Annotated in this window: 26 protein-coding genes; 5 read left to right on the top strand and 21 right to left on the bottom strand. The window is 42.7% G+C overall.

The window, feature by feature from the left end; genetic code table 11:
* Position 1: 1 nt before the first annotated feature.
* Together EO131_RS02020 and glpK are read right to left on the bottom strand one after the other, a co-directional pair.
* Positions 2–730: an MIP/aquaporin family protein gene (locus EO131_RS02020; protein ID WP_127018676.1), complete on the bottom strand. Its 729-nt coding sequence runs from the start codon at positions 728–730 to the stop codon at positions 2–4.
* Positions 731–763: 33 nt separating this feature from the next.
* Positions 764–2,260: a glycerol kinase GlpK gene (gene glpK, locus EO131_RS02015; protein ID WP_127018675.1), complete on the bottom strand. Its 1,497-nt coding sequence runs from the start codon at positions 2,258–2,260 to the stop codon at positions 764–766.
* Between the two features lie 63 nt (positions 2,261–2,323).
* On the opposite strand from glpK, the gene EO131_RS02010 reads away from it, so the two are divergent.
* Complete coding sequence (locus EO131_RS02010) at positions 2,324–2,854, top strand: DUF1697 domain-containing protein (protein WP_127018674.1); 531 nt, start codon at positions 2,324–2,326, stop codon at positions 2,852–2,854.
* On the opposite strand, the gene EO131_RS02005 is transcribed toward EO131_RS02010, so the two are convergent.
* The gene (locus EO131_RS02005; RefSeq protein ID WP_127018673.1) at positions 2,851–3,327 is read right to left on the bottom strand and encodes a TspO/MBR family protein; all 477 of its coding nucleotides are present in this window, start codon (positions 3,325–3,327) and stop codon (positions 2,851–2,853) included. The genes EO131_RS02010 and EO131_RS02005 overlap by 4 nt on opposite strands.
* A gap of 92 nt (positions 3,328–3,419) precedes the next feature.
* Between EO131_RS02005 and EO131_RS02000 the strand changes: the two genes are divergently transcribed.
* The 4 genes from EO131_RS02000 to EO131_RS01985 all read left to right on the top strand — a co-directional run bounded on the left by EO131_RS02000 (position 3,420) and on the right by EO131_RS01985 (position 7,403).
* On the top strand, positions 3,420–4,505 hold the full coding sequence (locus tag EO131_RS02000; protein ID WP_127018672.1) for a diphosphomevalonate decarboxylase: 1,086 nt from the start codon (positions 3,420–3,422) through the stop codon (positions 4,503–4,505).
* A 139-nt stretch (positions 4,506–4,644) separates the two neighbouring features.
* The gene (locus EO131_RS01995; RefSeq protein WP_127018671.1) at positions 4,645–5,583 is read left to right on the top strand and encodes a mevalonate kinase family protein; all 939 of its coding nucleotides are present in this window, start codon (positions 4,645–4,647) and stop codon (positions 5,581–5,583) included.
* Positions 5,584–5,593: 10 nt separating this feature from the next.
* Positions 5,594–6,499: a geranylgeranylglycerol-phosphate geranylgeranyltransferase gene (locus tag EO131_RS01990; protein ID WP_127018670.1), complete on the top strand. Its 906-nt coding sequence runs from the start codon at positions 5,594–5,596 to the stop codon at positions 6,497–6,499.
* A 61-nt stretch (positions 6,500–6,560) separates the two neighbouring features.
* Positions 6,561–7,403, top strand: coding sequence for a pseudouridine synthase (locus EO131_RS01985; RefSeq protein WP_127018669.1), 843 nt, complete (start codon positions 6,561–6,563; stop codon positions 7,401–7,403).
* Positions 7,404–7,412: 9 nt separating this feature from the next.
* On the opposite strand, the gene EO131_RS01980 is transcribed toward EO131_RS01985, so the two are convergent.
* From EO131_RS01980 to EO131_RS01895, 18 genes are all read right to left on the bottom strand, one after another.
* The gene (locus EO131_RS01980; RefSeq protein ID WP_127018668.1) at positions 7,413–7,880 is read right to left on the bottom strand and encodes a hypothetical protein; all 468 of its coding nucleotides are present in this window, start codon (positions 7,878–7,880) and stop codon (positions 7,413–7,415) included.
* Positions 7,881–7,954: 74 nt separating this feature from the next.
* Positions 7,955–8,602 (bottom strand): hypothetical protein, encoded by a 648-nt coding sequence (locus EO131_RS01975; RefSeq protein WP_127018667.1) that lies wholly within the window; start codon positions 8,600–8,602, stop codon positions 7,955–7,957.
* 35 nt (positions 8,603–8,637) lie between these two features.
* Positions 8,638–8,973 carry a DUF805 domain-containing protein gene (locus EO131_RS01970; protein ID WP_127018666.1) on the bottom strand — a complete coding sequence of 112 codons (336 nt, stop codon included), beginning with the start codon at positions 8,971–8,973 and terminating at the stop codon, positions 8,638–8,640.
* Between the two features lie 182 nt (positions 8,974–9,155).
* Positions 9,156–9,701, bottom strand: coding sequence for a cupin domain-containing protein (locus EO131_RS01965; RefSeq protein ID WP_127018665.1), 546 nt, complete (start codon positions 9,699–9,701; stop codon positions 9,156–9,158).
* 83 nt (positions 9,702–9,784) lie between these two features.
* The gene (locus EO131_RS01960; protein WP_127018664.1) at positions 9,785–10,588 is read right to left on the bottom strand and encodes a helix-turn-helix domain-containing protein; all 804 of its coding nucleotides are present in this window, start codon (positions 10,586–10,588) and stop codon (positions 9,785–9,787) included.
* Between the two features lie 112 nt (positions 10,589–10,700).
* Entirely contained in the window at positions 10,701–11,354 is a 654-nt protein-coding gene (locus EO131_RS01955; RefSeq protein ID WP_127018663.1) for a DUF4279 domain-containing protein, read from the bottom strand.
* Between the two features lie 113 nt (positions 11,355–11,467).
* Complete coding sequence (locus tag EO131_RS01950) at positions 11,468–13,642, bottom strand: DUF5916 domain-containing protein (protein ID WP_241243771.1); 2,175 nt, start codon at positions 13,640–13,642, stop codon at positions 11,468–11,470.
* 141 nt (positions 13,643–13,783) lie between these two features.
* On the bottom strand, positions 13,784–14,353 hold the full coding sequence (locus EO131_RS01945; protein ID WP_127018661.1) for a hypothetical protein: 570 nt from the start codon (positions 14,351–14,353) through the stop codon (positions 13,784–13,786).
* Positions 14,354–14,452: 99 nt separating this feature from the next.
* Positions 14,453–15,301 (bottom strand): DUF5694 domain-containing protein, encoded by an 849-nt coding sequence (locus tag EO131_RS01940; protein ID WP_241243770.1) that lies wholly within the window; start codon positions 15,299–15,301, stop codon positions 14,453–14,455.
* 222 nt (positions 15,302–15,523) lie between these two features.
* Positions 15,524–16,459, bottom strand: coding sequence for a DUF4240 domain-containing protein (locus EO131_RS01935; protein WP_127018660.1), 936 nt, complete (start codon positions 16,457–16,459; stop codon positions 15,524–15,526).
* A 625-nt stretch (positions 16,460–17,084) separates the two neighbouring features.
* Entirely contained in the window at positions 17,085–17,297 is a 213-nt protein-coding gene (locus EO131_RS01930; protein ID WP_127018659.1) for a YgaP family membrane protein, read from the bottom strand.
* An 86-nt stretch (positions 17,298–17,383) separates the two neighbouring features.
* Complete coding sequence (locus EO131_RS01925) at positions 17,384–18,001, bottom strand: Crp/Fnr family transcriptional regulator (RefSeq protein WP_127018658.1); 618 nt, start codon at positions 17,999–18,001, stop codon at positions 17,384–17,386.
* A 102-nt stretch (positions 18,002–18,103) separates the two neighbouring features.
* Entirely contained in the window at positions 18,104–19,699 is a 1,596-nt protein-coding gene (locus EO131_RS01920) for a M1 family metallopeptidase (protein WP_127018657.1), read from the bottom strand.
* 238 nt (positions 19,700–19,937) lie between these two features.
* Positions 19,938–20,567, bottom strand: coding sequence for a hypothetical protein (locus EO131_RS01915; protein ID WP_127018656.1), 630 nt, complete (start codon positions 20,565–20,567; stop codon positions 19,938–19,940).
* Between the two features lie 203 nt (positions 20,568–20,770).
* On the bottom strand, positions 20,771–22,054 hold the full coding sequence (argH, locus tag EO131_RS01910) for an argininosuccinate lyase (protein WP_127018655.1): 1,284 nt from the start codon (positions 22,052–22,054) through the stop codon (positions 20,771–20,773).
* Positions 22,055–22,123: 69 nt separating this feature from the next.
* Positions 22,124–23,194, bottom strand: coding sequence for a M20 family metallo-hydrolase (locus EO131_RS01905; RefSeq protein WP_127018654.1), 1,071 nt, complete (start codon positions 23,192–23,194; stop codon positions 22,124–22,126).
* Positions 23,191–23,970, bottom strand: coding sequence for an acetylglutamate kinase (gene argB / locus EO131_RS01900; RefSeq protein ID WP_127018653.1), 780 nt, complete (start codon positions 23,968–23,970; stop codon positions 23,191–23,193). Before argB ends, EO131_RS01905 begins: the two co-directional genes overlap by 4 nt.
* Position 23,971: 1 nt before the next feature.
* A complete protein-coding gene (locus EO131_RS01895) occupies positions 23,972–24,718 on the bottom strand; it encodes an SDR family NAD(P)-dependent oxidoreductase (protein ID WP_127018652.1) in 747 nt (248 codons plus the stop codon).

Below are 24,718 nucleotides of genomic sequence, written 5' to 3'. Positions count from 1 at the left end.
TTTATTGTAAGGCCATTGCGATTACCGCAGCCAAAATGGCACCCAAAATAGGTCCAACCACAGGTATCCAAGAGTAGCCCCAACCGTTCGACCCTTTATTTTTGATAGGAACCAAAGCATGCACAATCCTTGGGCCCATGTCCCTCGCCGGATTGATGGCATAGCCCGTGGTACCCCCTAACGAAAGGCCAATACCCCAAACAATGATGGCAACGGGCAATGCTCCCAATGAACCCAGTCCAATAATGGTGTTGTCCGAGCTTAAAACGGCATCGGTAAAGTAGAGGACTGCAAAGACCAAAACAAAGGTGCCGATGATTTCGGTGGAAATGTTACGAAGGGTATTCGGTATGGCTGGTGCGTTGCAAAATACCGCCCGCTTGGTGTCACCATCGACAGTGGCATCAAAATGATCTTTGTTGATGAACCATACCACAAAAGCACCGAGCATAGCTCCAATGAACTGGGCGATGACATAACCGATAACGGATTCCCAAGGAAACTCCCCAGCAACCGCCAAGCCAATGGATACTGCTGGATTAAGGTGCGCGCCGCTGTAGGGCCCCGCCACCACAACACCGGTATAAACCGCAAAGGCCCATCCCGTGGTGATCACGATCCAACCCGAACCGTTACCGAAGGTTTTTTGAAGGGAAACATTGGCATTAACGCCACAACCCATGAGCATCAACAAAAAGGTGCCCACAATCTCTGCAACAAATGGAGTCATAAATGGTAAGTTTGATTTTTAAATTTAGAAAAGTTATGCATTCTTGGTCCAGTATTCCAAGGCATTAATGGCCCGATACCACCTTTTGATGCCCGCTTCGATGGCCTCACGGTCGTTGGTTGGATTAAACTGTACATCTTCCTGCCAAATATCTTGAATTTCGTCCGCACTTTTCCAATAACCAACGGCCAAACCGGCCAGATAGGCGGCACCCATAACGGTGGTTTCCACAATCTTTGGTCGTACGGTTACCGTGTTCAATACATCGGCCTGAAATTGCATGAGCATATCGTTGACCGTCGCCCCGCCATCAACCCGTAATTCCTTTATGGAAATCCCGGAATCGGCTTCCATGGCCTTTAAAATATCCATGGTTTGGTAAGCAATGGATTCCAAAGCCGCTCGTGCGATATGCGCATCCGTCGACCCCCTGGTCAACCCAAAAATAGTGCCCTGGGCGTGCTGATTCCAATGTGGCGCCCCCAATCCTGCAAAGGCGGGCACAAAAACAACACCATCGGAACTATCGACGGAGCCCGCCAGTTTTTCAACATCCGATGATTTTTTTATGATTTGAAGGCTGTCACGAAGCCATTGTACTACGGCTCCGGCAATAAAAATGCTGCCTTCCAGTGCATAGTGGGTTTTTCCATTGATTTTCCAGGCAACGGTGGTCAAAAGGTTGTTTTTGGAAACAATCGGGGTTTCTCCAATGTTCATCAACATAAAACAACCTGTGCCATAAGTGTTTTTTACCATCCCCTGTTTGGTGCACATTTGTCCGAATAGGGCGGCCTGCTGATCGCCCGCGATGCCTGCAATCGGTATTTTGGAAGCAAAAAAGTTGGGACAGGTGTGACCATACACTTCACTGGATTGTTTCACCTCGGGAAGCATGCTTTTGGGAATGGTCAACAGCTCCAACAATTCATCATCCCATTCCATGGTGTTGATATTAAAAAGCAAGGTTCGGGAGGCATTGGTAACATCGGTAATATGGAGGTTACCGTCCGTCATTTTCCAAATCAACCAAGAATCTATGGTGCCCATGGCCAATTCACCGGCTTCGGCCCTTTCCCTGGCACCTTCCACTTCGTCCAAAATCCATTTTACCTTGGTTCCCGAAAAATAGGAGTCGATAACCAAACCTGTTTTGTTTCGGATCATGTCCGACTTGCCCTGCTTTTTTAACGCATCGCAATAGCCAGCTGTGCGTTTATCTTGCCAAACAATGGCGTTGTAAACCGGAGTTCCGGTTTTTCGGTCCCACACCACTACCGTTTCACGCTGGTTGGTAATTCCTATTGCAGCCAACTGTTCCGCTTTCAGGCCTTTTTTGCTTACCGCTTCGGCGGCCATTCCGGCTTGGGTGGACCAAATTTCATCGGGGTCGTGTTCAACCCATCCCGGTTTGGGGAAAATTTGTGTGAATTCTTTTTGGGCCACAGAGACAATCGTACCTTTTTGGTCGAAGATTACAGCACGCGAACTTGTTGTACCTTGGTCGAGAGCAAGGATGTATTGATTCATTTTGCTAATTTAAGTGCGTTTGAATTTACTAAAATTTATTGGCCTAGCTAATCCACAAAACAGATGAACACCTATATCGCCCTTTTACGGGGTATCAATGTTGGCGGACAGAAAAAAATAAAGATGGCGGAACTACGCTCTGTTCTTGAAAATATGGATTTGAAAAATGTTCAGACCTATATCCAGAGTGGAAATATTGTTTTTGGCCATAACGATACTGATACGAAAGCACTTGAAATAAGGGTTCATGATAAAATAGAAAAGCATTTTGGGTTTGATGTGCCTGTTTTGATTCTGGAATCAAAGGATGTTGGCCGCATCTTAAACGAAAGTCCCTTTGAGGATGACGGGGATAACAAACTGTACTACGTGCTGTTAAAAAATGCTCCAAACGAAGGTTTGAAAGCAGCTTTTAATAATCTACAATTTGATCAGGAAGATTTTCATATCACCGATACCTGTGTGTATTTGTTCTGCAGGAATGGCTATGGCAATGCCAAATTGAACAATAACCTGATCGAACGAAAACTGAACGTGGAAGCTACCACCCGAAACCATAAAACGATGTTGAAACTGTTGGAACTGTCCACTTAGGGATTGAGCTCCCAAATCTTATAATTGAGTACGGAGGCGAAGGCAACCCACAATAGATAAGGCACCATCATCAGTGCGGCAGGCTTGCTGATTACCCGGAACCATTTAATGGTTAGCATGATCATGGTCAACAACGCCACAATGACGATCAAACCCAACAACGGGTTTTTCAGGCCAAAGAAAACAATGCTCCATAGCCCGTTCAACAGCAATTGGATAACAAAATGGTAGAGTGCGGTTTTCACCCAAATGTGGTGATAGCCTTTGGACCAAACAATGCCGGCCGCAACGCCCATTAAAATATACAATGCGGTCCAAACAGGGGCAAAGAGCTCGTTGGGCGGGGTAAAATCAGGCTTGTTCAAGGTAGTGTACCAATCGTTTACCGAACTTTGTGTGGCTATACTGGCCAAGAAGCCTATCAAAAGGCAGCCCAATACACTTATGGTTATGTAAACAATTCTTTTTTTCATGGTTGGTGCAACTGCAACTAAAATAAGAATTTATTTGAATCCGATTCCGAGGAAGTGAAGGGCATGTTATATTTGTCCAAACATCAGTAAAAATGACGGAAAAGGATTTTCTGCCCAACACCTATAAGAAATGGCCAAAAGAAGGCAAGGTGAGTTGGAAGGCACCCAGCAATATTGCTTTGGTGAAGTATTGGGGGAAAAAGCCCAATCAGATACCGGCCAATCCATCCATCAGTTTTACGTTGGATGCCTGTGCAACAACCACAATGGTAAGTTTTGAAGAGAAAGCAGCTATCGATTCCTTTTCGTTTGAGCTGCTTTTTGAAGAAAAGCCAAAACCGGATTTTAAACCCAAGATCCAAACGTTTTTGGAACGGATAGAAGCCTATCTGCCTTTTTTGAAAAAGTACCACTTCACCATTAAAACTTCCAACTCGTTCCCGCATAGTAGCGGCATTGCTTCTTCGGCCAGTGGTATGGCTGCCTTGGCCCTTTGTTTTATGGAAATTGAAAAACAGTTGACGCCTCAAATGATGGATGATCATTTTTATACCAAAGCCTCCTTTTTGGCTCGATTGGGTTCCGGTAGTGCCTGCAGAAGCATTAAGGGAAGCTTGGTGGAATGGGGATATCACGAGCCCATTTCCAGCAGTTCCGATTTATATGGCATCGAGTATCCGTATGAGGTGCATTCCGTTTTTCAAAAATACTGCGACACTATTTTGCTAGTCCATAAGGGTCAGAAACAGGTAAGTAGCACGGTGGGTCACCAATTGATGCATGGACACCCATATGCCGATAATCGGTTTCAACAAGCACATGCCAATTTGGACAAGTTACGTCCCATTTTGGCCAATGGTGATGTGGAGGAATTTATCAAGATAGTGGAAAGTGAGGCCCTTACGCTCCATGCCATGATGATGGCCAGTATGCCCTATTTCATATTAATGAAACCGGATACATTGGAAATCATCAATAAAATATGGGCGTATCGCGAGGCGACCAAAGTTCCTGTCAGTTTTACCCTGGATGCAGGGGCCAATGTGCACATGCTTTACCCCGAGGCCTACAAAGAAAAAGCCATCCAGTTTATTAAGGATGAATTGGCACAGCATTGTGAAAATGGGGGTTATATCCATGATCAAGTAGGGCATGGCGCCACTAAAATAAAATCCTAAAAATGAACAGTTAAGCTGTTTTTTTACGTTCTTTGCCCTGAATTTTAGAACGCAGCTTTAATTTTCATAGACCAAATCGTTTTGTTTATCGATTTTAAATAATTTTTAAACAAAAAAGTTTGTATCTTAGTACTAGTATATGAAAGGCCCACTATTCTATTCAAAGATTCTCCTATTTGGCGAGTACGGTATCATCAAAGATTCCAAAGGACTTTCCATTCCCTACAACTTTTTTAAGGGTGCCCTCAAGTGGGACAACAATCCTTCCGAAATGGCACGTAAGTCGAATCAAAGCTTAAGGGGCTTTGCCGACTACCTTAAAAATTTGGAAAAACAGGAAGATGGTTTGGTGGCCTTCGATTTGGAAGCCATGGACAGCGACATTGCCAACGGCATGTACTTTGACAGCTCCATTCCACAGGGGTATGGCATTGGGAGTAGCGGTGCTTTGGTGGCTGCGATCTATGATCGGTATGCCAAGGATAAAATCACTGTTCTGGAAAACCTGACCCGTGAAAAGTTGCTCACCTTAAAGCAAATTTTTGGAAAAATGGAGTCGTTTTTCCATGGAAAATCCTCAGGACTTGATCCTTTGAACAGCTACTTGAGCCTGCCCATTTTGATCAATTCCCAAGACAATATTGAATCTACCAGTATTCCTTCCCAAAACACCAATGGCAAGGGTGCCGTGTTCTTGTTGGACAGTGGCATAACAGGAGAAACGGCGCCAATGGTGCAGATTTTCATGGAGAACATGAAACAGGAAGGTTTCCGGAACATGATCAAGAACCAGTTCATCAAACATACTGATGCCTGTGTGGAAGACTTCTTGAACGGTAACGTAAAATCCTTGTTTGGGAACTTGAAACAATTGTCGCATGTGGTACTGGATCATTTTAAACCCATGATCCCCGCTAAATTCCACGACCTTTGGAAGCAGGGTATCGAGACCAATGACTACTACCTTAAATTGTGTGGCTCCGGCGGCGGTGGATACATTTTGGGTTTCACTGAAGATTTGGACAAAGCCAAAAGCGCACTGAAGGATTACAATTTGGAGGTGGTCTACAACTTCTAAACCAACCCACATGCTTAGTAGAAAAAACAAACTCCTGCTTTTTAAGCTATTGAGTCTGTTTTCTGTGGTGCGCGGCTACAATATTTTGGTGATCACCTTGGCCCAATACTTGGCCTCAATCTACATTCTTGCCCCGGATGTTCCATTGCGAAAGGTGGTTTTTGATCTCAATCTTTTTCTGATCGTAACAGCTTCGGCATTGACAATTGCTGGCGGATACATCATCAATAATTTTTATGATGCCGAGAAGGATCTGATCAATAAGCCCACCAAAAGTATGTTGGACCGCTTGGTGAGCCAGCGGTTTAAACTCACCACGTATTTTATTCTGAATTTTTTAGCGGTTTTTGCGGCCAGTTATATTTCGTTTCGGGCTGTGCTGTTCTTCTCGGCTTATATTTTTGGCATTTGGTACTATTCCCATAAACTAAAACGCATTCCTTTTTTGGGCAATCTGGTGTCGTCCACATTGGCCATTTCTCCCTTCTTTGTGGTGTTCGTGTACTATCGCAATTTTGAAAGCGTAATTTTTGTACACGCCCTGTTCCTGTTTTTGTTGATATTGGCGCGGGAAATGATTAAAGACCTCGAAAGTATTCCAGGTGACATGGCACAAAACCGCAACACCATACCGATAACGTACGGGCCCAGGGTGTCCAAGTTTATGATTACCTTTTTGATTGGTTTGACCCTTATTCCAGCCTTGTTGTTGATACGTTCGTTCGATGTTGGCCACATGTATCTCTATTTTATGGCGAGCATCGTTTTTTTGGTGATTTTTTTAGTCTTGCTGTGGAAGGCAGAAAGTCAAAAACATTATGTGTGGCTGCACAACATCCTGAAATTCATTATTGTAGCCGGTGTGTTCAGTATTTTGCTGATCAATATGGATTTGGTGCTGAACCGGATTTTGTAATTCTTTGTTATTGTGGTTGTTTGGAACCGAAAAAGACTACATTTGCAAAAATTTACGACTGATGACGAGATCAGACAATAACCGAAAGGGTAGACCTTCCAAAAACACCAAAGGCGGCAATCAGCAAAAGCCATTTCGCAAACATTTTTCCACCAAGGCCAAACAGGCCGATCCACAGAAAAAATCCAATCCCGACGAAATCCGGTTGAACCGTTATATCGCCAATGCCGGTATTTGTTCACGACGCGAAGCGGACACCTATATTGCTGCAGGCAATGTGACCGTGAATGGCAAACCGGTGACCGAGATGGGCTATAAGGTAAAACGTTCCGATGATGTTCGTTTTGATGGCAAGAAATTGAGTTTGGAGAAAAAGGAATACATCCTGTTGAACAAGCCCAAAAACTTTATAACCACCACCAGTGACGAAAAGGGAAGGCGTACGGTTATGGAATTGGTTTCGAGCGCCTCCAAAGCCCGTTTGATGCCTGTTGGACGGTTGGATCGCAATACCACTGGCCTGTTATTGTTCACCAACGATGGCGACCTCACCAAAAAACTGACCCACCCTAAACATGGGGTACGTAAGATTTACCATGTGCATTTGGACCAAAGTTTAAGTTTGGCCGATCTACACAAAATTGAAGCCGGATTGGAACTGGAAGACGGCCCCATCGAAGTGGATAGCATCAGCTTTATCCAAGGGGCACCCAAAAAAGAATTGGGCATCGAGATCCATAGCGGACGTAACCGTATTGTAAGACGTATTTTCGAGCATTTGGGCTATCAGGTGACCAAGTTGGACCGAGTCATCTTTGCCGGACTCACCAAAAAAGACTTGCCCAGGGGCCATTGGAGGCACCTTACGGAACAGGAGGTGATCAATTTGAAGAATATTAAGTAGTTCAATTCTTCAGTTGCCTGCCTTTACTTGATATTGGTGTATTAAGTTCTGAATTTCTTTAGGAGACAACGTCAAGTCCCTTAGATCAATGTTCATGTCCTGAACATGGTCATCTTTGTCTTTGATCTTAAGTTTTAGGTACCATTTGTGATATCTGCCGCCCACACCGCCCAATAGCACTTGAGCTGAATCGATATTTTCCCAAGGGATGAAGGTGTTATTGCTGGTTTTTATGCCATAATTGTTCAAAAGCAGATAGGGCTTTTCATTTTGCTTTGAGATTTTGCACGCATGCACAACCACAATTATCCCAATAAATAGAAGTAGGAATCCCAGCCACCGCTTATGTATTGCCAAGTATATTCCAATACCAAGAAAACAAGCCCCCACAACATAATAAATGGTAATTGAGGTTGTCGAGAAATAAATTTCAGTTACCTCGGCCAATGAGGTGTTGTCCATTTTTATGTGGGACATTTCGTATAAAGTAATTGTGCTAACGAAGGATAAAATTGTTACCAGTATCTGGATTGTATCTTGACTTTTGTGAATCAGTTTGAAATATATATGTGGTATATATCAACTAGTTCAAAGCTTTTAAATTCATCGTTTTTTATTCTTTGGGAAAGAGTCTTGTTGTCTTTAAAATAGGTTGAGGCGGCATTTCTAAACAGTTTTTCATGTGCAACTTGAATACCGGACATTTTTGCAGTAATGTAGGTTACTTCCTTTTCTTCCGGTCTTCTTAAATAATACCCAATCCCTGTGAACCCAACTTGTCCTGAACTTGAGATTTTAAAATCCCCATCATTTGTGATTTTATAGTTTTGCCCAGCCGTATAAAAGTTAAGCTTATTGTGGGCTAAATTTTTAAGCAACCATGCTTTCTTTTTTGATATTCTTGTATAGAGTTCACCATTTCTCTTTGTCATGTTCATTTTTATGGCATTTCGTTCCAGAACATAGGTTGTTCCATCGCCCAGCTTAAATGTTATAGTAAACAACTCATCACTCTTAATTTTGGTGGGAGCTCCTTCCAGATTATTTTTAAACACAATGGTTTTTGAGTTGCCATTGGGCACTTTTGCATATCCTACTTTCGAATCGCCACTGGTAAATTCAATTTCTGCATTATAGAAAGACTGACCATGCATTATGGTACAGATTAGAAAACAAAAAATCGTATAAATACCCTTCATGGTTCTTGTTTAACAAAGAGATGAAACCCTTTGAATTAGTTTGCGGACTGTTCTTCTTTTGGATCTGGCCCATATGCATTCTCACCTTTTTCGCCGTCAGTTACTGCCAAAATTATGTTGTAGATAGGGATCAACAAGAACCAGCCACTTTTACCAACATCGTGCATTCTTCTTACGCCTACCGCGATTGTCGGAATTAGGACCGCCAGTGAATATAGGCTTCCAATAATGGTTGTATCCAATAATCCATCAATAAAACCAAGAACAAGGGATATCAATGTGTTAAAAAGGAAGAAGTACCAATATTCGCTTCTCCTTGCCCTGCCATTAAAATTTGCATAGTTCTGCAATACTTTCAGATAATATTTCATGTTTTTGTTGATTAGGATTGAGGAGTGAAAAATCAACAAAATTCGTGAAGCATTGGATGGTCAATTGATGGATGGGCTGTTTGGATTGATGGTCATCCATTTTTATAGTAAACAATTTTGGCCAGAAAAAGAAGGCGGTTCGGAATTACTCTCAAACCGCCTTAAAACAATTTCTTTACATTTTAAATAAACGAAATCCCTTGTTTGGCACAGATTTCGGCCACCTTGGCAAAGTCCGGTGGACCTTCGGGCAAGGCCGCCAATTCTACAAACATATGCTCTATTCCAGCTGGGAATGCGGTGGCGATCATTTTGGCTTTTTCGGTGCCCACCACTTTCCAGGCATGGGGCACGTCCCTTGGGGCAAAAGCAATATCACCCGCTTTTAAAACAGTGGTTTTGTCGCCGACCATAATTTCGACTTCCCCTTCGATCACTCGGAAAATTTCATCTTCCTTGGTATGTATGTGTGGCGGAATCCCAACACCGGGGTCCACATGGCTTACCCATTCCGCAATTTGGTTGCCATTGTCCGCACCGGAAAATTTGTGGGTTTGTATGTCTCCCAAAACATTGAGGACCACCCCTTCGGAACCTTTCATGATTTTGGGTTGGGCAAGTTCCGGCCCCTTATTTTTTGTTGTGGAGTTTTGGCCTTGAATCAGTCCGGGTAGTAGGGCAAGGCCCAGCCCCACACCCGAGGTTTTGATAAATTTCTTTCGGTCCATAATTAAAGTTTCCGACAAATTATCGAGATAACTTTACGGTAGCAATGTGAAAATGGCAGTAAAAACTTGGATTTTGGGTAAAATCAACTATTTCTAAGCGCAGATGGGGAGATACCGGTATGGTTTTTAAAGAAATAACTGAAGTAATCAGGGGAGGTAAAGCCCAAATCATAGCTAATTTCCTTGATGGTCTTGCTCGAAAATTTAAGTGCGTGTCGGGAACGCATCAACAACTGTTCGATAATGATGCTTTTTGAAGGTACGTTCAACACCTCCTTGACGCACTCATTCAAATATTTGGGCGATATGTTGAGTAGCTCAGCGTAATGGCCAACCTCATGATACTCAAAAACATGTTTGTCCACCAGTGACTTAAAATTATAGACCACATTGGTTTTGGAACCATTGTTGGATGCTACCGATTTGATATTGCATTGCCCATCACAATACACGAAAAAGGTATTCAACAAGGATAGAATGGCATCATCTTTATGGTTGAGATGGGATCCCAAAAGTTCATCGATCATCTCCAAAATGGCCTGGGTCCTCTTTTCTATGCCCGGACTCAATTTGAACAACGGAATTTCCCCAGCATTGAAAATTCGGACTTGATTGATATGAAGGTTGCTCAATTGGGGGTGGTTCAGCACTTCGTTATCGAGATAGAGGATGTAACCGCACGAAGTTGAGCTATCCTTTTTGGTGACTTTCCAATCTTTTTCAGGGCTTAGAAAAAAGATGGAGTTGGAGACGTTTTTATAGCGAACTTGATCTATTTCAATCGCTTTTACCTCTTTTTTGATCCAGCACACCGCAAAATGATCAGCCATTTCTTTATGGGTGGTGCTATGGATAATTTGTGTGATGTGGATGGAATCTGATTTCATTCAAAGCAATGCCAACCAGGGCATTGGGGGTGGTTTTAAAGGGTTGATTACTAGAATACGACGAATCGCACCAAGTGAATATCGAAAAAAAATCGCATTTATACAATGCATATCATACCAGCAAATTCCCATCCGCATATAAATCAAGATCAATGGCAAGTTGCAGGTTTGCCAAACGGGTGATGGTAGCTTGGTCCAACTGAAACCCCCCAAGCATTCCATTTCCATTGTACCCATGCCAATGGATCTGAATATAACTATTTGCCAAAACGGACAATTTTCGGATGCCTTCCGTATCCTTTTCAAGCAGGTCAAGCAGTGTGTTGATCTTTGATTCTATCTTACCTGTAAGGTCTGGTATTGGTTCAAAATCAAATAAACTGAAGGTATGGTTGGTTTTTCCATTCGGATGCGGGTCACCTATATTCCAACTACGAGTGGGATGTATTTTTATAAAAGATGAAATTTCATTTAGGGCCATCGTATCGGAAGTAACTCTAAAAATCACCCGACTACCATCTGTAGTATTGGTCCAAACTACTTTTATTGCGGGTTCGGTTTCTAAAAAAACGGTAAAGAAAATGCATTCATCCTTTATGGGAAAGTGCACCATCGCCCTTTTGTTTTGGGCATCCAGTTCAATCTTTTCAATTTTAGGAAGGCCGTTTTCGTATACCAATTCGTTAACAGCCAAAATTTGCTGAGTAATGCCAAAATTCATTTGATCGATCTCCGAAATGGCAATTTTAGAAACTTCGTCCAACATTTATGCTTTAACTTATGTCATAAAGTACGATAAATACGAAGTTTTTATCCACTACTGATTTATGGATGCACCGTTTCAGTTGATGGATCTATGCGGGAAAGGGTTTGACCCAATTACCTATTGAACCAATAGGTCAATTTTAACGTCAAGGACCAAACCTTTCCTTCAAGTGGTGAAAGTTGTTCACTGCTGTTATATACAAGGAACAAATCCGAAGCTGGGGCGTAGCGCCATTGGAACCTGGAATTCAAACTGAAGTTTTTGCTCTGTTCGTTGTACTGGAACAAAGTGGACCAAAACAATTTGTTGGTGAAGGTAATATCGGCCTCCGAACCCACCAACCAAAAATCGGTGGTATACCATGGACTGGGCAAATCCAGATTGTTATAGCTTAAGGTGGCGGCCAAGCTCACATAGGGTTGAAATCGATATCCCAATTGGGCATTAATATTTGTACGGTAACCCCCTGAAAAATACCGACCCAATCGGCTCACCAACTGATAAGTAAAAAGACTTTTAGGCTTAGATTGGTATTGTAGGTAAGCCCCGTTCCAGTGGTGACGCGTTCCTGTGGCCAATTCTTCCTGATCGGTGTTGGTAGGGTCAAAAGGGGCCAAGAGCTGCACGTATTCATTGAACACATCCAAACTTAATGAGCTTCGGTCCAAAAAGTTGACCTCATAACCCAATACGCTCACATAATCGGTGGACTGTAAGTTGGGGTCAAAGTAATACTGTCCAAAAAATTTAGGACCGTGGCTTACCACCTTATCACTTGCCGGCAAAAAGAGGTAACCAATGGAACCATTGAAGTTGATGTAATTGTTTCGAGGCACAAATCCCACTTCGGACACAAAGTTGTCCGACACATATTCCTGTTGCACCCTCCAGTTCCATTGGCGGCTACTGTAGGTTAAGTTAGCGCCCTGGGCAATACCATTATGGGAGTCATCGGGGCCAAAAGACTTGAGCATGAAAAGTTTTCCGGTATACTTGTTGTCGCTGGAGGCCAAGTTGTATTCCAGTCCCAGATTTCGATTGAATCTGGTATACTCCGTTTTTTGTTCATCGGTGAGGGCATTGTAGTCCAACGACTCTTTGTTTACGAACATCAGCCCAATGTTGGAACGTGAAAACACTTTTTGCTGTAAGGAAAGCACGGCGAAATTTTGACTGGGCAATCCGGTTTCATCCACTTTGTCCGTTTGCATGTCCATAAGCCCCAAACGCAGGTTTTTGTTAAGGTTGCCACTTACACGCGCACCGGCTATGATGGGAACGCCCAAACCGATTCGTCGAGAAAAGAACGGACGGATGGTCTCGTACCCAAAACTGGAGAAGAGGTCCGCATTTTCCAGGAAAAACTGCCTCCGTTCCGGGAAGAAAAGTTCAAATCGGGTCAAGTTGGCCACTTGGCGATCCACATCCACTTGCGAAAAATCGGGGTTCAATGTCAAGTCCAGGTTCAAGGAAGAGGAAAGACCCAGTTTTACGTCGCCCCCAACTTTCAATTCGTCCTTGTAGGTCACATCTTCAATGGTGGAGTTGCCCACCGTGCCCAAAACATAGGGAATCAAGGAATAATTGAGTCCTTGGTTGGGCGGTGGATTGTCCCAGTCCAACGTACCTGAGAAGGCAAGGGAAGAGGTGGGAAACTGTCTGGAAATAGGGGTCCAGCTCGATTTTTCGTTGGTACTCAGATCAAGCCTCGAAAAATTGATGCCCCATTTGTCAACCCCTTTTTCATAGCGTATCGATTTAAAAGGAATGGCCATTTCCACCACCCATTTATCCTCGTATACCTGTACTTCAGATACCCATTTGCTGTCCCAGTTGAGGTCTACACTGCCTCCGTTGAACATAGTACCGTCCCATTGCGCTCCATAGGCATTGGCACCAAAAGTGAAGCCCGTGGTTTGATTGTTGAAGGGATCCATGAACAGCAGAAAGTTATCGTTTCCTCCAAACGAAAAGTCCCTGCGAAGGGATTCCACCACATAGGTGTTGCCCGGTGTTTTATAGAAAGTGGCCAACAGGTAGAGCTGCCTATCGTCGTAGGCCATTTTTACTTCCGAAGGTTGAGTGGCCTTGCGATCATCCATTGGGAGAACCATAAAAAAATCATTGGCTGGTTGGGCATATTTCCAGGTTTCTTCGTCGCCCTTGCCGTCTATGGTAATGGTCTCCGTTGTTTTTTTGATCTGAATGTTGAAAGCTGCATTTTTCTTTTGGGCGTGGATAAAAGTGCTCAAAATCAGCGCGAGTCCGAAGAGAATGGGGGTTTTCAAGGGAAGGTTTATTGTAGTTTGTTTAGTAGGGTAAAAGTAATGATTTCCTTCCTTTTTTGGGTCGCTAAAAGTGACCTCCATGATGATTAAGTGGTTATTCCAAAAGTTTCAATGGCACAGTGTCGTATGTTGGGCCACTTTCTAAAAGCGGTAACCCAATTTCAAAGACATTTCGGGATTGAGCAATCTGGGTTCAAAAATATCGTCATCCACTGCAACAGTTTTGTCCCCACCGACCCAAACGCTCAATCCGGCCCAAGGGCTTAGGTAGAACTTGTTGCCAAGATTCCATACATATCCGATACTGCCGTTTAATAGGAAATTTTGGTAGGAAGCTGTTTCCAACTGTTGATCCGATTGAATTTCCCCATCCCACAGTACCATTCCACCGCCAAACCACAAGCCTATCTGTTCTTCTTTCAAAAAATAATCACCCACAATAGCGAACGATCGGATGGTATTGTTGGTAAATCCATCTTTAACAATAAAATCGGGCATGTTCACCTTGGCATAAAGGGCCCTTGCCCTAACGTGTCCCTTTCCTACCCAAACCGCCCCAAAATAGCCGCCGGTCAAATAAGGTAGTACATCAAGTTCCACACCGGCCGATACCGTTTTTTGGGCATGCACATTTTGTGCAAAAAGAAGTAGTAGGTAGAACGCGAAAGCGGTTTTTACCATATCAGTAATCTTCAAACTAACTTTAAACATTAGATCTTTTACTAATTCTCAGAGGCAGTAAAGTACGATAAATAACATTCACCGTGATGCGGTAAAATGGGGTTTCTTCGTTGAACTTCACCCCATTTTTCAATCCAAACTACTGAATTCAACAAATTCGTATTGGGGTGATGCTTCCAACAATTGCCTTAAGATAGCGGCATGGCCGTTGCCAAAGATCACCAAGATGCGTTCGTCTGGGCTTTTGGTAATATTGATGAGCTTGGAAAAGATACGCACGTTTCGATTGTACCACCAAATGGAAAGGTGGTCGGCGCCTTGGCCATTTCCCGTGGCAATGGAACCGGTGAGGTAGAGTCCAAAATTAAAATTGTGGCCTTCACGGGTATTCATGGCCTTTATAAAATCCAACAGGTGTACATCCTTCATTTTTTTGTCACGGTAATCAAAATAAGTCTCGGCATAGTCCCAAAAAGGATCTTCTATTTCCCAATCGACCTTGTCCACCATGCTTTTGAAAAAAACGGAATCCTTTTGGTAAAGATCCTCGCGTAGCGAATTGGTATCGATGCCGTAAACGGAATCCAAACCCAGGTCATGGGCAATGCGCATGCCCAATTGGTATCTTTCGTCCCGATTGTCCCTATACTCCCCCTTTTTGTAGGCTTCAAACTTTTGCATGGTATTCCAAGAGGGTCTCGCCTCTATGGCAATCTTTGTGGGGTTGAATTTTTTGATGTAGGCTACCAGTTCCTCCAATTCTGATTTTTTGGGTTCTTTCAGCACATCTATTTTGTTCTCATCTGCGGTTTTAACCTCGTCCAATCCAGGAAAATTGAAATGGAAGGTGCCGACCACCAATACCTTGGTTTTCTGGGAGGGATAAAATTCGGAAGGGGCTTTGAGATGGGTTTGGCCAAATGCCAATGCTGAAAAAGAAAGAATGGCTACAATCGAGGAGATGAATGGTTTGGTCATGGTTTTTGTTTTAAGGATAACCAGGGTATGGGATTGTTACAGTTGAACAATTAAGGTAACGATTTATTTAAGTAATGGGAGAGGGAAATTTTTGGTTTGCACTTATCGGTTGGCAATATGCGGAGGCCAGGATTTCGAAGCTCCAAGATGTCAAATCGTTAAAATTTTATTGGATGTACAAGAGTTTAAATTACTCGTAGGCCCTGGCTTACCTATGTGTCGTTATTTCCAACCATCTTCATTTGAATATGTTTCATAACTTACTCCCGTTACATAATCGAATCTGTTTTTCAATTTTAGTTCATAAGCAGATTCTGATATTCTCAACAAAGGTTCAAATTCAATGTCTTTAGGCATCGCACTAGGATTATCAATAACTTTATCGAAGAAATCCTTGCCATTTGCAACTGCAGCACATCTTGCGTATAAAAAGAAATCATCGGAGACATAATTATTCTCAGAGTCATACGATGATTCACCAATATTACTAGCATGGGCTTTTGTGTCAAGCTGATAGAGTTTGTATGCCAATGTTTCTTCAAATTGCTTGATCTCATCAATCTTCATTTGAGATAATTCTACAATCAAAGGTTGAATAATCTCAGAGTCATTTTGATTTGTCCAATCAAGTTTTGCAATCAAGTTCCAAAACACCTCGTCTGAAAGCATTTTCTTGGGTTTACTACTACGAAGCCTTTCCATCAACTTATCATGTTCTAATCTCGATGCCTCAACTTCTGCTAGGAAATTTTCATTGTCATTCTTAAATCTCCACTCAATTAGTACTTCATATCCAATATGTTTGGGGACATTACCGCAAGATGGAAATCCACCGTTGGTTCCATCACCAATCTCAATTTTAAGTTTTCTGAGCTTTCTGGGAACTTTGATATTCCCAACATATCTTAGGGTTTTGGGAACATCGCCACAATAAATATTAATGACAGGATAATCAGTAGGATACATATATTTTTTGACCAAAATCTCAGATAATCTGGAATCGTTTATTTCTGGTGGAATTGAATCAATAAAACTAGTTACACCAATCAAGTTGAAATCTAAATCCGAAAAATCAAACCTTCCACCTGTTTTCAGAATCCAGATTGCTCCGAATCTGCCATCTTTTAGTTTTGTTTCGTATATATCTCCTTGTTTCATTTCTTTGCTGTGTCTCTTGCTTTAATGCCCGCTAACAATCAAGCTAAACATCGATTCAATGATTTTTTAGCCACAGCTTAGTGAAATTAGCCTTTTTAGGAAAAATTTCCACTACCAATGTACCGTCACCCATTTTGAATTGATGGATGTTAAGGGTTTTGTACCTTTTCGAACAATGCCCATTGGTTGGGATCCAAAACAATTGAATCAGGTCTTTCTTTGGACTTGATTTAAAAATTTCCGGCATGTTTGTTTAATTCAACGGTTTCGATGGTCATTTTACCATCTTTTACCAAACCGATTTCCAAAGGAAATTCGAACATGTGATGGTCCTGAACCTGTTCCAAATGGATAGTAACCTTACTTTTGCTAAATGCCCAATCCCATTTTAATTGAGGATGCCCCTTGGTAAATGGCCATTGTTGAAAAAGAAATAATTACGATGGTTAAAGTTTCAAGCGGTCTGGACATGGTTTTTATTTGAAAAATAAGCTATCAACTGGTTTGTTACACTGAAAAAAAAGCGGCTTAAAAGTGCCATTCTTTTAAGCCGCCATCCTTTTGTCAAAATGCAGAAAATGGATTAAAAATTTTTTTAGTCGTGGTTTTTACCATTACAACCTCCCTACTTTTTTTCTTTCATCTTGCAGGTGCTGATGCCAAATGGGGCATAGAGTGGGCAAAAACTGACCAAACTTGTCAATACAAAAACTCCGGCAAGAATCAGTAGTATGGTTCCGAGTGTTCCAGAAATGGTTCCGGTATAAAAAAGCACTCCAATAACCACAGCGATCAATATTCTGATGATTTTATCGGCTGAACCCATATTTTTTTTCATGATCAAAGATTTTAGTTGTTAGTACATTATTGTTCCACTAAGTTCCGAAACAAAATTGGGCTGTGCAGTGACCGTGGTCACAGCTCCTACAATACGGTGATTTCCCCAGAGTTTTGGGTGACTTTCCCTTCGGTTTCCAATTTTTTCATCACTCGGGACACTACTTCCCGGGCGGTACCCAATTCGTTGGCCAATTGCCCGTGGCTTATTTTGATCGTTTTGGTATGGGTCATTTCCGTTTTTCGGATTAAATGATCGTACAACCGCTTGTCCATTTTGTCCAATAGCAAATTGCTGATGGTGGTCAAGAGTTCGGAATACCTCAAATTGAATTGGTGGTAAAACAGTTCATTGAATTTGGGATATTCCTGCAACCATTTGGGCAAGTACTGCACGGGTATCAAAATGATGTTGGAATCTTCTTCGGTTACCGCGAAAACCTTGCTCGGAGTGTTGTTCAATGCTGCATAAAAGGACATTACGCAACTTTGGGCAGGTTCAATGTAATAGAGTAATAATTCCCGTTCGTCAAATCGCGAATATATTTTTACCAATCCATCCACCACAATGGGGAGTACTTTTACATATTGCTCTTCACGCAGTATTTCGGTCCCTTTGGGAAAAGCTTTGATTTCCGATTCAGCCAAAATGGTATCGACCAATTCAGGCTTTAAAAATGACAGGATGCTTTTATCGAAATCCATGGGGAGTCTTTGAAGCGGATTGCATTGCAATAGGTAAGATACGATTCGTTTTTTGACGAATCAAATCATCAATCTTGAAGCCATTTAATGATGGCCCCAAAATTAGTTTGGCCTCATGTCCTGAATCAAGATCCACTGGTTTGGATCCAAGACAATGGAATCTGGTTTTTCCTTGAACTTGATTTCGAAGCTTTCAGATCGGTTATTTATCTGAACGGTTTCAATGGTCATGTTACCATCTTTCACCAAACCGATTTCCATAGGAAATTGGAACACTTGATGCTCCTGTAGCTGTTCCACATTGATGGTGACCTTACTTTTGCTAAATGTCCAATCCCAATTTAGTTGAGGGTGACCTTTTGTGAACAGCCACTGTTGGAAAAAGGCTTCCAAATCTTGTCCGGACACTTCCTCCATAACGTGGCGAAAATCTTCTGTTAAGGCATTGCTGTTGCGGTAGGTTTCGTAGTACTTCCGAATCCCTTTCCAGAAAGTGGCATCCCCCAATTTATGCCGGAGCATATTCAACACCCAACCCCCTTTTTGGTAGGTATTCACACTCAAAACCCGCATCGGGTCGGTAATGGTTAGGTCTACAACGGGTGCAGGGTTTTTAAGGTAGTAATCGAAAATTTCCTTTTTGTCAATAGCCAGCTCTTCCTTTCGCCGCTCGTCTCCATATACACTTTCGAGATACAGAATACAGAAATAGGTGGCAAACCCTTCGCTCAACCACACATGGTTCCAACTTTTTTCGGTGGCCGAATTGCCGAACCACTGATGGGCAATTTCATGGGCAATCAATGGTTCTACGGTGTTGTTCCCAGTCACCGAGTTTTCAAAATAGGCAATGGTACCAGCGTTTTCGAGTCCTCCCCACTGGGTCTTGGCTTGCATGTTGGCCAATTTGGCATAGGAATAGGGGCCTATTTGATTGATAAAATAATCCAACACATTGCTGGCAACGGCATAATCGCCAAAGCCTTCCAAACGGTTTTGGGGATATACCCAGGCAGAAACCTCAATGTCATGGACTTCCCCTAGCAATCTAGAGGCAAACTCAGTCACCCCAATAGTCATCACTTTAGTGGCCACGGGAGCCGGTTCTTGGTAAATGGTAAGTTTGTAATCGTTTTCCAAATTGCTTTCTTCCACCTTTTTTCCGGTCGCGACCACATCATAGTGCTCGGGGGCGGTGATTTGAAACTCCACACTCGCTTTGTCATACGGATGATCCACGGAAGGCAGCCAGTGTCGCGCCAAATTGGGCCAGTTGTCCCCAAAAAAAGAGCGATTGCCATATTTTGTGGTGGAAATGACCAAACCTCTTTCGGGAATGCCGTGATATTTTATGGTAAAGGTTTGCGTTTTTGAAGCGGCGTCTTTTGGAACAATGTTTATCCTGTTTTCCGAATAGGAATAATTGGCAGCGGAACCGTTGTCGAGCACCTCGGTGATTTCCATACCAAATTCTCCCGATTTTTGGATGAGGTCCAAAGCAAAAGGAACCACTTGGTCCTTAAAGGTCACACTGATTTGGGTCTCCCCCTGAATCTCATTGTTCTCATCGTTCAGTTGAAGGGCGAAAACATAGTTTTGGACATCCACGGATTCGTTTTTGGGATATAAATCTTGGGCGTTTCCTAAAAGAGAAATCAAGGCAAAAGCCAGAAGAGAGGTCAGAATTCTTTGTTGCATAACTAAACCACTAGAGTTGATGGTTCAAGATACAATTTTGGGCAAGAGCTTTGGTAATTTTTTTGTTGAACTAAAAAGAAGGATTTTAGTAATGTCACTTATCGGTTTGCAGCTACCCGAAGGTGGCGATTTCCAAGCACTTCACTGTCAAACAAGCACAGACTTTAATAGAAGCATTGCGCCTGATTTAACCACTGAACCGCCACTTTTGGGTAGGTGCTGTTATGTGCAGTAAATTTCACCATATTTTCCACCAAGGTTTTGTTTGTTCGTCACTATTCTTCTCTTCTTGTTTCTTTGTTTCGCTTTTAGCAACTAAATTGATATCGGGTGGATTAGTTTTTGAACCTTCGATATAATGGTAAATCGCAATTCCAAATCCTTCTTCGGGCGTAATATTACTACTTTGTTGTATAATAAATGCTGTTGCAATTGCCGCAGATTGGGCCATTTGTTCGTAGCTCAATTCCCTTTTTTTCATTATGTCTAAAGCTGGGACTTGAACTTTACCAATTACGTCTACGAAATTACTTTCTGCATGTTTTTGATTTCCTTTTGACATTTTATTATTGTCAATTTGGATTCCAAAATTATGTAGTACAGCATGAGTAATATTAACTAGTTGTGGTCCTTTTATGTTCGCTTCTTCAGAAAGCATAACTGTTCCAGGTTTTGCATCATTAGTCTTGAACTCAAATGACCTGAATAAAAAACTTCCTGCCAGTCTTGCTGTGCTAGAAATTGCTTCTGTTGTATCTATTTCTCTCGATCCATTCCCTATTATATTGACCACCATTTCTACGATGTCATTAACCGCTTCATTTTGATTTTTTGTTATTTCCATTTGTTGTTCGTCTTTATTGCACATAACGTTATTAGATATGAATCGTTTTTAATGATTCATATCTACATATATCTGAATTCAAGCATAGAGGAGTGAAACTAATGTTTATTACAATTAAAATCGCACCCCAATTGTCGGATGGGTTATTTGAATTGATGAATCAGAAAAAAAATTCCCGCGAAAGCGGGAATGACAAAATTGTTTGGTATGAAAATCAATAATGAATTTTAATCAAAAACAGCATCCATTTTCTTTTTTATCTCCTCCAAACACAAATTGCCTAAACTGCCTTCGTGGGTGTGCTCAATGTCCCGTTTTGGTTTAAAGTTGCCATTTTCGATGGCTTTGCCCATGGTTTTGTATGCATCACGGAACGGCATACCGCTTTTTACCAATTCGTTCAAGGTGTCCACGCTGAACAGGTAATCGTATTTGGGGTCGTCCAAAATGTTTGGGTTCACTTTAATTTCCTTCAAACTGAAGGTCATCAGCTCCAAACAGGCCTGCATATCCTGCAACGCAGGAACAATTACTTCCTTCACCAATTGCAAGTCCCGATGATAACCACTGGGCAAATTGTTGGTGATCAAGGTAAGTTGGTTGGGCACCGCTTGGATTCTATTACACTTGGCACGAATCAACTCAAATACATCCGGATTCTTTTTATGCGGCATAATGCTGCTTCCCGTGGTGAGTTCGTTCGGAAAGGAAATAAAATCAAAATTCTGGCTCATGTACAGGCAGATGTCCATGGCCATTTTGGATAGGGTAGCAGCAACGCTTGAAATTCCAAAAGCTGCGGCTTTCTCCACCTTGCCCCGCCCCATTTGGGCGGCCACCACGTTGTATTTTAAGGTCTCAAAACCCATTTCTGAAGTGGTGAAGGTTCTGTCGATGGGGAAAGAACTACCATAACCCGCAGCACTACCCAACGGATTTTGGTCTGCGATTTTCTGGGCTGCCTGTACAAAGTACAGGTCATCAATCAAACTTTCGGCATAGGCGGAAAACCATAATCCGAAAGAGGAAGGCATGGCAATCTGTAAATGGGTATATCCTGGCAACAAAACGTATTTATGCTTTTCCGCCAGATCCAGCAACAAATTGAATAGGGCCACCACCTGTTCTTTGATTTCGGAAAGCTCAGCTTTGAGGTACAATTGCATCGCCACCAAAACCTGATCGTTCCGGGATCGCGCCGAATGGATTTTTTTACCGGTGTCGCCCAATTTTTCGGTGAGCAGGAATTCGATCTTGGAGTGCATGTCCTCAAAATCGTTCTCAATGGTAAATTTTCCCTTGTCGATATCCTTAGCTATTTGATCCAAGGCTGTTACCAATTCCGCTGCTTCCTCTTCGGTTAGCAAACCAACTTTACCCAACATTTTGGCGTGCGCTTTGGAGGCGATTACATCATATTTGGCAAGTACCAAATCGAGTTCACGATCGTTGCCCACGGTGAAATGGTCAATTTTTTTATCGGTACTGAATCCTTTGTCCCAGAGTTTCATACTATTCAATTATCAGTTAACAATTAACAATGTACAATAGCTGAATGTAAATTGGTAATTGATTATTGTTCATTGTAAAAATCCCGAAAGGATTTTGATATACAGGTCTATACCCTCTTCAATTTCGTTCACATATATAAATTCATCCGCAGAATGGGAGCGTGTACTGTCGCCAGGTCCCAGTTTCACCGATTGGCAGCTTAACGCGGCCTGATCGGATAAGGTAGGCGATCCATAAGTTTTTCTTCCTAAAGCCACCCCACTTTTCACCAAATCATGGTTAGGGTCGATGCAGGACGAGTTCAAACGCAAGGATCGAGGCGTCATTTTACAAGGCGCCTCCTTTTGAAGCATTTCCGCAATTTCTTGGTTGGTATAGCAATCGTTCACGCGAACATCCACCACCAAATCCACTTGGGCGGGTACTACATTGTGCTGTTTGCCTGCATTGATCTGGGTCACGGTCATTTTTACTTCGCCCAAGGCCTCCGAAACCTTGTCGAAAGTATAATCCTTGAACCATTGGAGCACTTCGATGGTATTGTAGATGGCGTTGTTATCGTTCGGATGTGCCGCATGCGAAGGCGTACCTTCCACCACGGCATCAAAAACCACTAACCCTTTTTCGGCGATGGCGAGATCCATCAAAGTGGGTTCGCCCACCACGGCCACATCGATATGGGGAAGGATGGGCAATAGACCCCGTAAGCTTTTTTCACCCGCATCTTCTTCTTCCGCTGTGGCCGCCATAATGAGGTTATGGCTCAAACCTTCTTTCCCATAAAAATGCACAAAAGTGGCCAATAAAGATACCAGACATCCTCCCGCATCATTACTGCCCAATCCAAAGAGCTTGCCTTCTTCAATATGTGGATGGAAAGGATCTTTGGTATAGGCACTGTTCGGTTTAACCGTGTCATGATGGGAGTTCAACAGCAAGTTGGGCTTGCTTTCATCATAGTGTTTGTTGAAGGCATAAATGTTGTTGTCCTGCCGATGGGTTTCTACGCCAAAACTGTTTAAAAAAGCCGCAATGGCATCTGCAGTCTTGTCCTCTTCCCCTGAAAATGAGGGAATGGATATCAGTTCTTGCAGCAGTTCTATGGCGTTTTGGGTCAATATGTCTTGGCTTTTGCTCATAAAGTTAGGGTCGTATATTCTGAATTGTTGGCTTCCAACATTTCACTGTTGCCTACACAAACCTTGGCAACATGGTTGCGTAAGGCATAAAAGCAATTATGCATTTTTGGAAGCATGCCATCGGAAATGATACCATAGGCCAAAAGTTCATCATAGGTTTTGGAATCGATGTGATGGATCACCGAGTTTTCATCGTCCACATCCTGTAGCACTCCTTTCTTTTCAAAGCAGTAGTACAATGTGGTTTCAAATTGGTCCGACATGGCAATGGCCAATTCTGCGGCAATCGTGTCGGCATTGGTATTGAGTAACTGTCCCCGCCCATCGTGGGTAAGGGCACAGAAAATGGGAGTGAATCCAGCCTGCAACAGTTTTAGGATGGCGTAGCTGTTCACCGTGTCCACATCGCCCACAAGGCCAAAGTCGACCTTTTTGATGGGTCTTTTGTGTGCTCGAATGGTGTTGGCATCGGCACCGCTCATTCCAATCGCATCCGTGCCCAAGGCCTGCAATTTGGCAACAATCTTTTTACTGACCAGCCCTCCATACACCATAACGGCAATATCCAGGGTTTCGGGGTCGGTAATGCGTCGACCGTTTACCATTTGGCTTTCGATGCCCAATTTATTTCCCAATTCAGTGGCTTTCTTTCCGCCACCGTGCACCAAAATTTTGTTTCCGTCCATTTTGGAAAACAGGCCCAATACATGTTCAAAGCCATGGGCATCCTCAATTACATTTCCTCCTATTTTTACTATGGAAAGTTTCTGTTTCATTTTATGTGTTTATTATTCCACCATCGATGGTGATCGTGGTTCCGGTAATCCATGAACTATCGTCTGACACCAAAAAAAGAGCAAGTTTTGCGATATCCATGGGTGTTCCCAGTCGTTTTAACAATGTTGCTTTTTCTGCATTCGCTACCGCCTGATCAGGGTAATCAAATGCCTTTGCGGATTCCCAAAGCAATGGTGTGTCCACCGGCCCTGGACACATTGCGTTCACTCGAACCTCCGGGGCACACTCCACTGCCATCTGTTTCATTAGGGCCACTGCTCCAGCTTTTGAGGCACAATAAGCGGGATGGTTGGGAAAACTCTTGAAAGCAGCAATGGATGCATTGATCAAAATATTGCCTTGTCCGCTTTTCTGCAGGTGGGGCAATGCATGTTTGCTGATATAAAAAATGGAACTCAAATTGGTGTTCAAGGTGTTATGCCAAGCCTCAATGGGCAATTCCTCCACATTTCCCAATCCAAGCACGCCTGCATTCAACGAAAGTATGTCCAATTTTCCAAAGGTGTTGATTGCAGTGTCCACCAATTGTTTATTGTAGGTTGGGTCGGTAATATCGCCAGGAACAAACACCGCATTGGAAAGCTGTTTTTCCAAACTCTGCCCTCTTTCTTCATTCCTTCCCGATAGGATTAGTTGGGCACCTTCTTTGGAGAAGGCTTCAGCAATTGCTTTGCCCATGCCACTTGTGGCTCCAGTTACTATACAAACTTTATCCTTTAATTTCAT

The sequence above is a fragment of the Flagellimonas beolgyonensis genome (assembly GCF_003992615.1).
GTDB lineage: Bacteria > Bacteroidota > Bacteroidia > Flavobacteriales > Flavobacteriaceae > Flagellimonas > Flagellimonas beolgyonensis.
Note: the sequence above shows the minus strand (reverse complement) of the source record. Positions and strands in the feature narration are given on the sequence as shown.

Bases quoted from the DNA above. Each gene is read 5' to 3' on its own strand.
- EO131_RS02020 (WP_127018676.1), bottom strand. From the start codon at position 730: ATGACTCCATTTGTTGCAGAGATTGTGGGCACCTTTTTGTTGATGCTC.
- glpK (WP_127018675.1), bottom strand. From the start codon at position 2,260: ATGAATCAATACATCCTTGCTCTCGACCAAGGTACAACAAGTTCGCGT.
- EO131_RS02010 (WP_127018674.1), top strand. From the start codon at position 2,324: ATGAACACCTATATCGCCCTTTTACGGGGTATCAATGTTGGCGGACAG.
- EO131_RS02005 (WP_127018673.1), bottom strand. From the start codon at position 3,327: ATGAAAAAAAGAATTGTTTACATAACCATAAGTGTATTGGGCTGCCTT.
- EO131_RS02000 (WP_127018672.1), top strand. From the start codon at position 3,420: ATGACGGAAAAGGATTTTCTGCCCAACACCTATAAGAAATGGCCAAAA.
- EO131_RS01995 (WP_127018671.1), top strand. From the start codon at position 4,645: ATGAAAGGCCCACTATTCTATTCAAAGATTCTCCTATTTGGCGAGTAC.
- EO131_RS01990 (WP_127018670.1), top strand. From the start codon at position 5,594: ATGCTTAGTAGAAAAAACAAACTCCTGCTTTTTAAGCTATTGAGTCTG.
- EO131_RS01985 (WP_127018669.1), top strand. From the start codon at position 6,561: ATGACGAGATCAGACAATAACCGAAAGGGTAGACCTTCCAAAAACACC.
- EO131_RS01980 (WP_127018668.1), bottom strand. From the start codon at position 7,880: ATGTCCCACATAAAAATGGACAACACCTCATTGGCCGAGGTAACTGAA.
- EO131_RS01975 (WP_127018667.1), bottom strand. From the start codon at position 8,602: ATGAAGGGTATTTATACGATTTTTTGTTTTCTAATCTGTACCATAATG.
- EO131_RS01970 (WP_127018666.1), bottom strand. From the start codon at position 8,973: ATGAAATATTATCTGAAAGTATTGCAGAACTATGCAAATTTTAATGGC.
- EO131_RS01965 (WP_127018665.1), bottom strand. From the start codon at position 9,701: ATGGACCGAAAGAAATTTATCAAAACCTCGGGTGTGGGGCTGGGCCTT.
- EO131_RS01960 (WP_127018664.1), bottom strand. From the start codon at position 10,588: ATGAAATCAGATTCCATCCACATCACACAAATTATCCATAGCACCACC.
- EO131_RS01955 (WP_127018663.1), bottom strand. From the start codon at position 11,354: ATGTTGGACGAAGTTTCTAAAATTGCCATTTCGGAGATCGATCAAATG.
- EO131_RS01945 (WP_127018661.1), bottom strand. From the start codon at position 14,353: ATGTTTAAAGTTAGTTTGAAGATTACTGATATGGTAAAAACCGCTTTC.
- EO131_RS01940 (WP_241243770.1), bottom strand. From the start codon at position 15,301: ATGACCAAACCATTCATCTCCTCGATTGTAGCCATTCTTTCTTTTTCA.
- EO131_RS01935 (WP_127018660.1), bottom strand. From the start codon at position 16,459: ATGAAACAAGGAGATATATACGAAACAAAACTAAAAGATGGCAGATTC.
- EO131_RS01930 (WP_127018659.1), bottom strand. From the start codon at position 17,297: ATGAAAAAAAATATGGGTTCAGCCGATAAAATCATCAGAATATTGATC.
- EO131_RS01925 (WP_127018658.1), bottom strand. From the start codon at position 18,001: ATGGATTTCGATAAAAGCATCCTGTCATTTTTAAAGCCTGAATTGGTC.
- EO131_RS01920 (WP_127018657.1), bottom strand. From the start codon at position 19,699: ATGCAACAAAGAATTCTGACCTCTCTTCTGGCTTTTGCCTTGATTTCT.
- EO131_RS01915 (WP_127018656.1), bottom strand. From the start codon at position 20,567: ATGTGCAATAAAGACGAACAACAAATGGAAATAACAAAAAATCAAAAT.
- argH (WP_127018655.1), bottom strand. From the start codon at position 22,054: ATGAAACTCTGGGACAAAGGATTCAGTACCGATAAAAAAATTGACCAT.
- EO131_RS01905 (WP_127018654.1), bottom strand. From the start codon at position 23,194: ATGAGCAAAAGCCAAGACATATTGACCCAAAACGCCATAGAACTGCTG.
- argB (WP_127018653.1), bottom strand. From the start codon at position 23,970: ATGAAACAGAAACTTTCCATAGTAAAAATAGGAGGAAATGTAATTGAG.
- EO131_RS01895 (WP_127018652.1), bottom strand. From the start codon at position 24,718: ATGAAATTAAAGGATAAAGTTTGTATAGTAACTGGAGCCACAAGTGGC.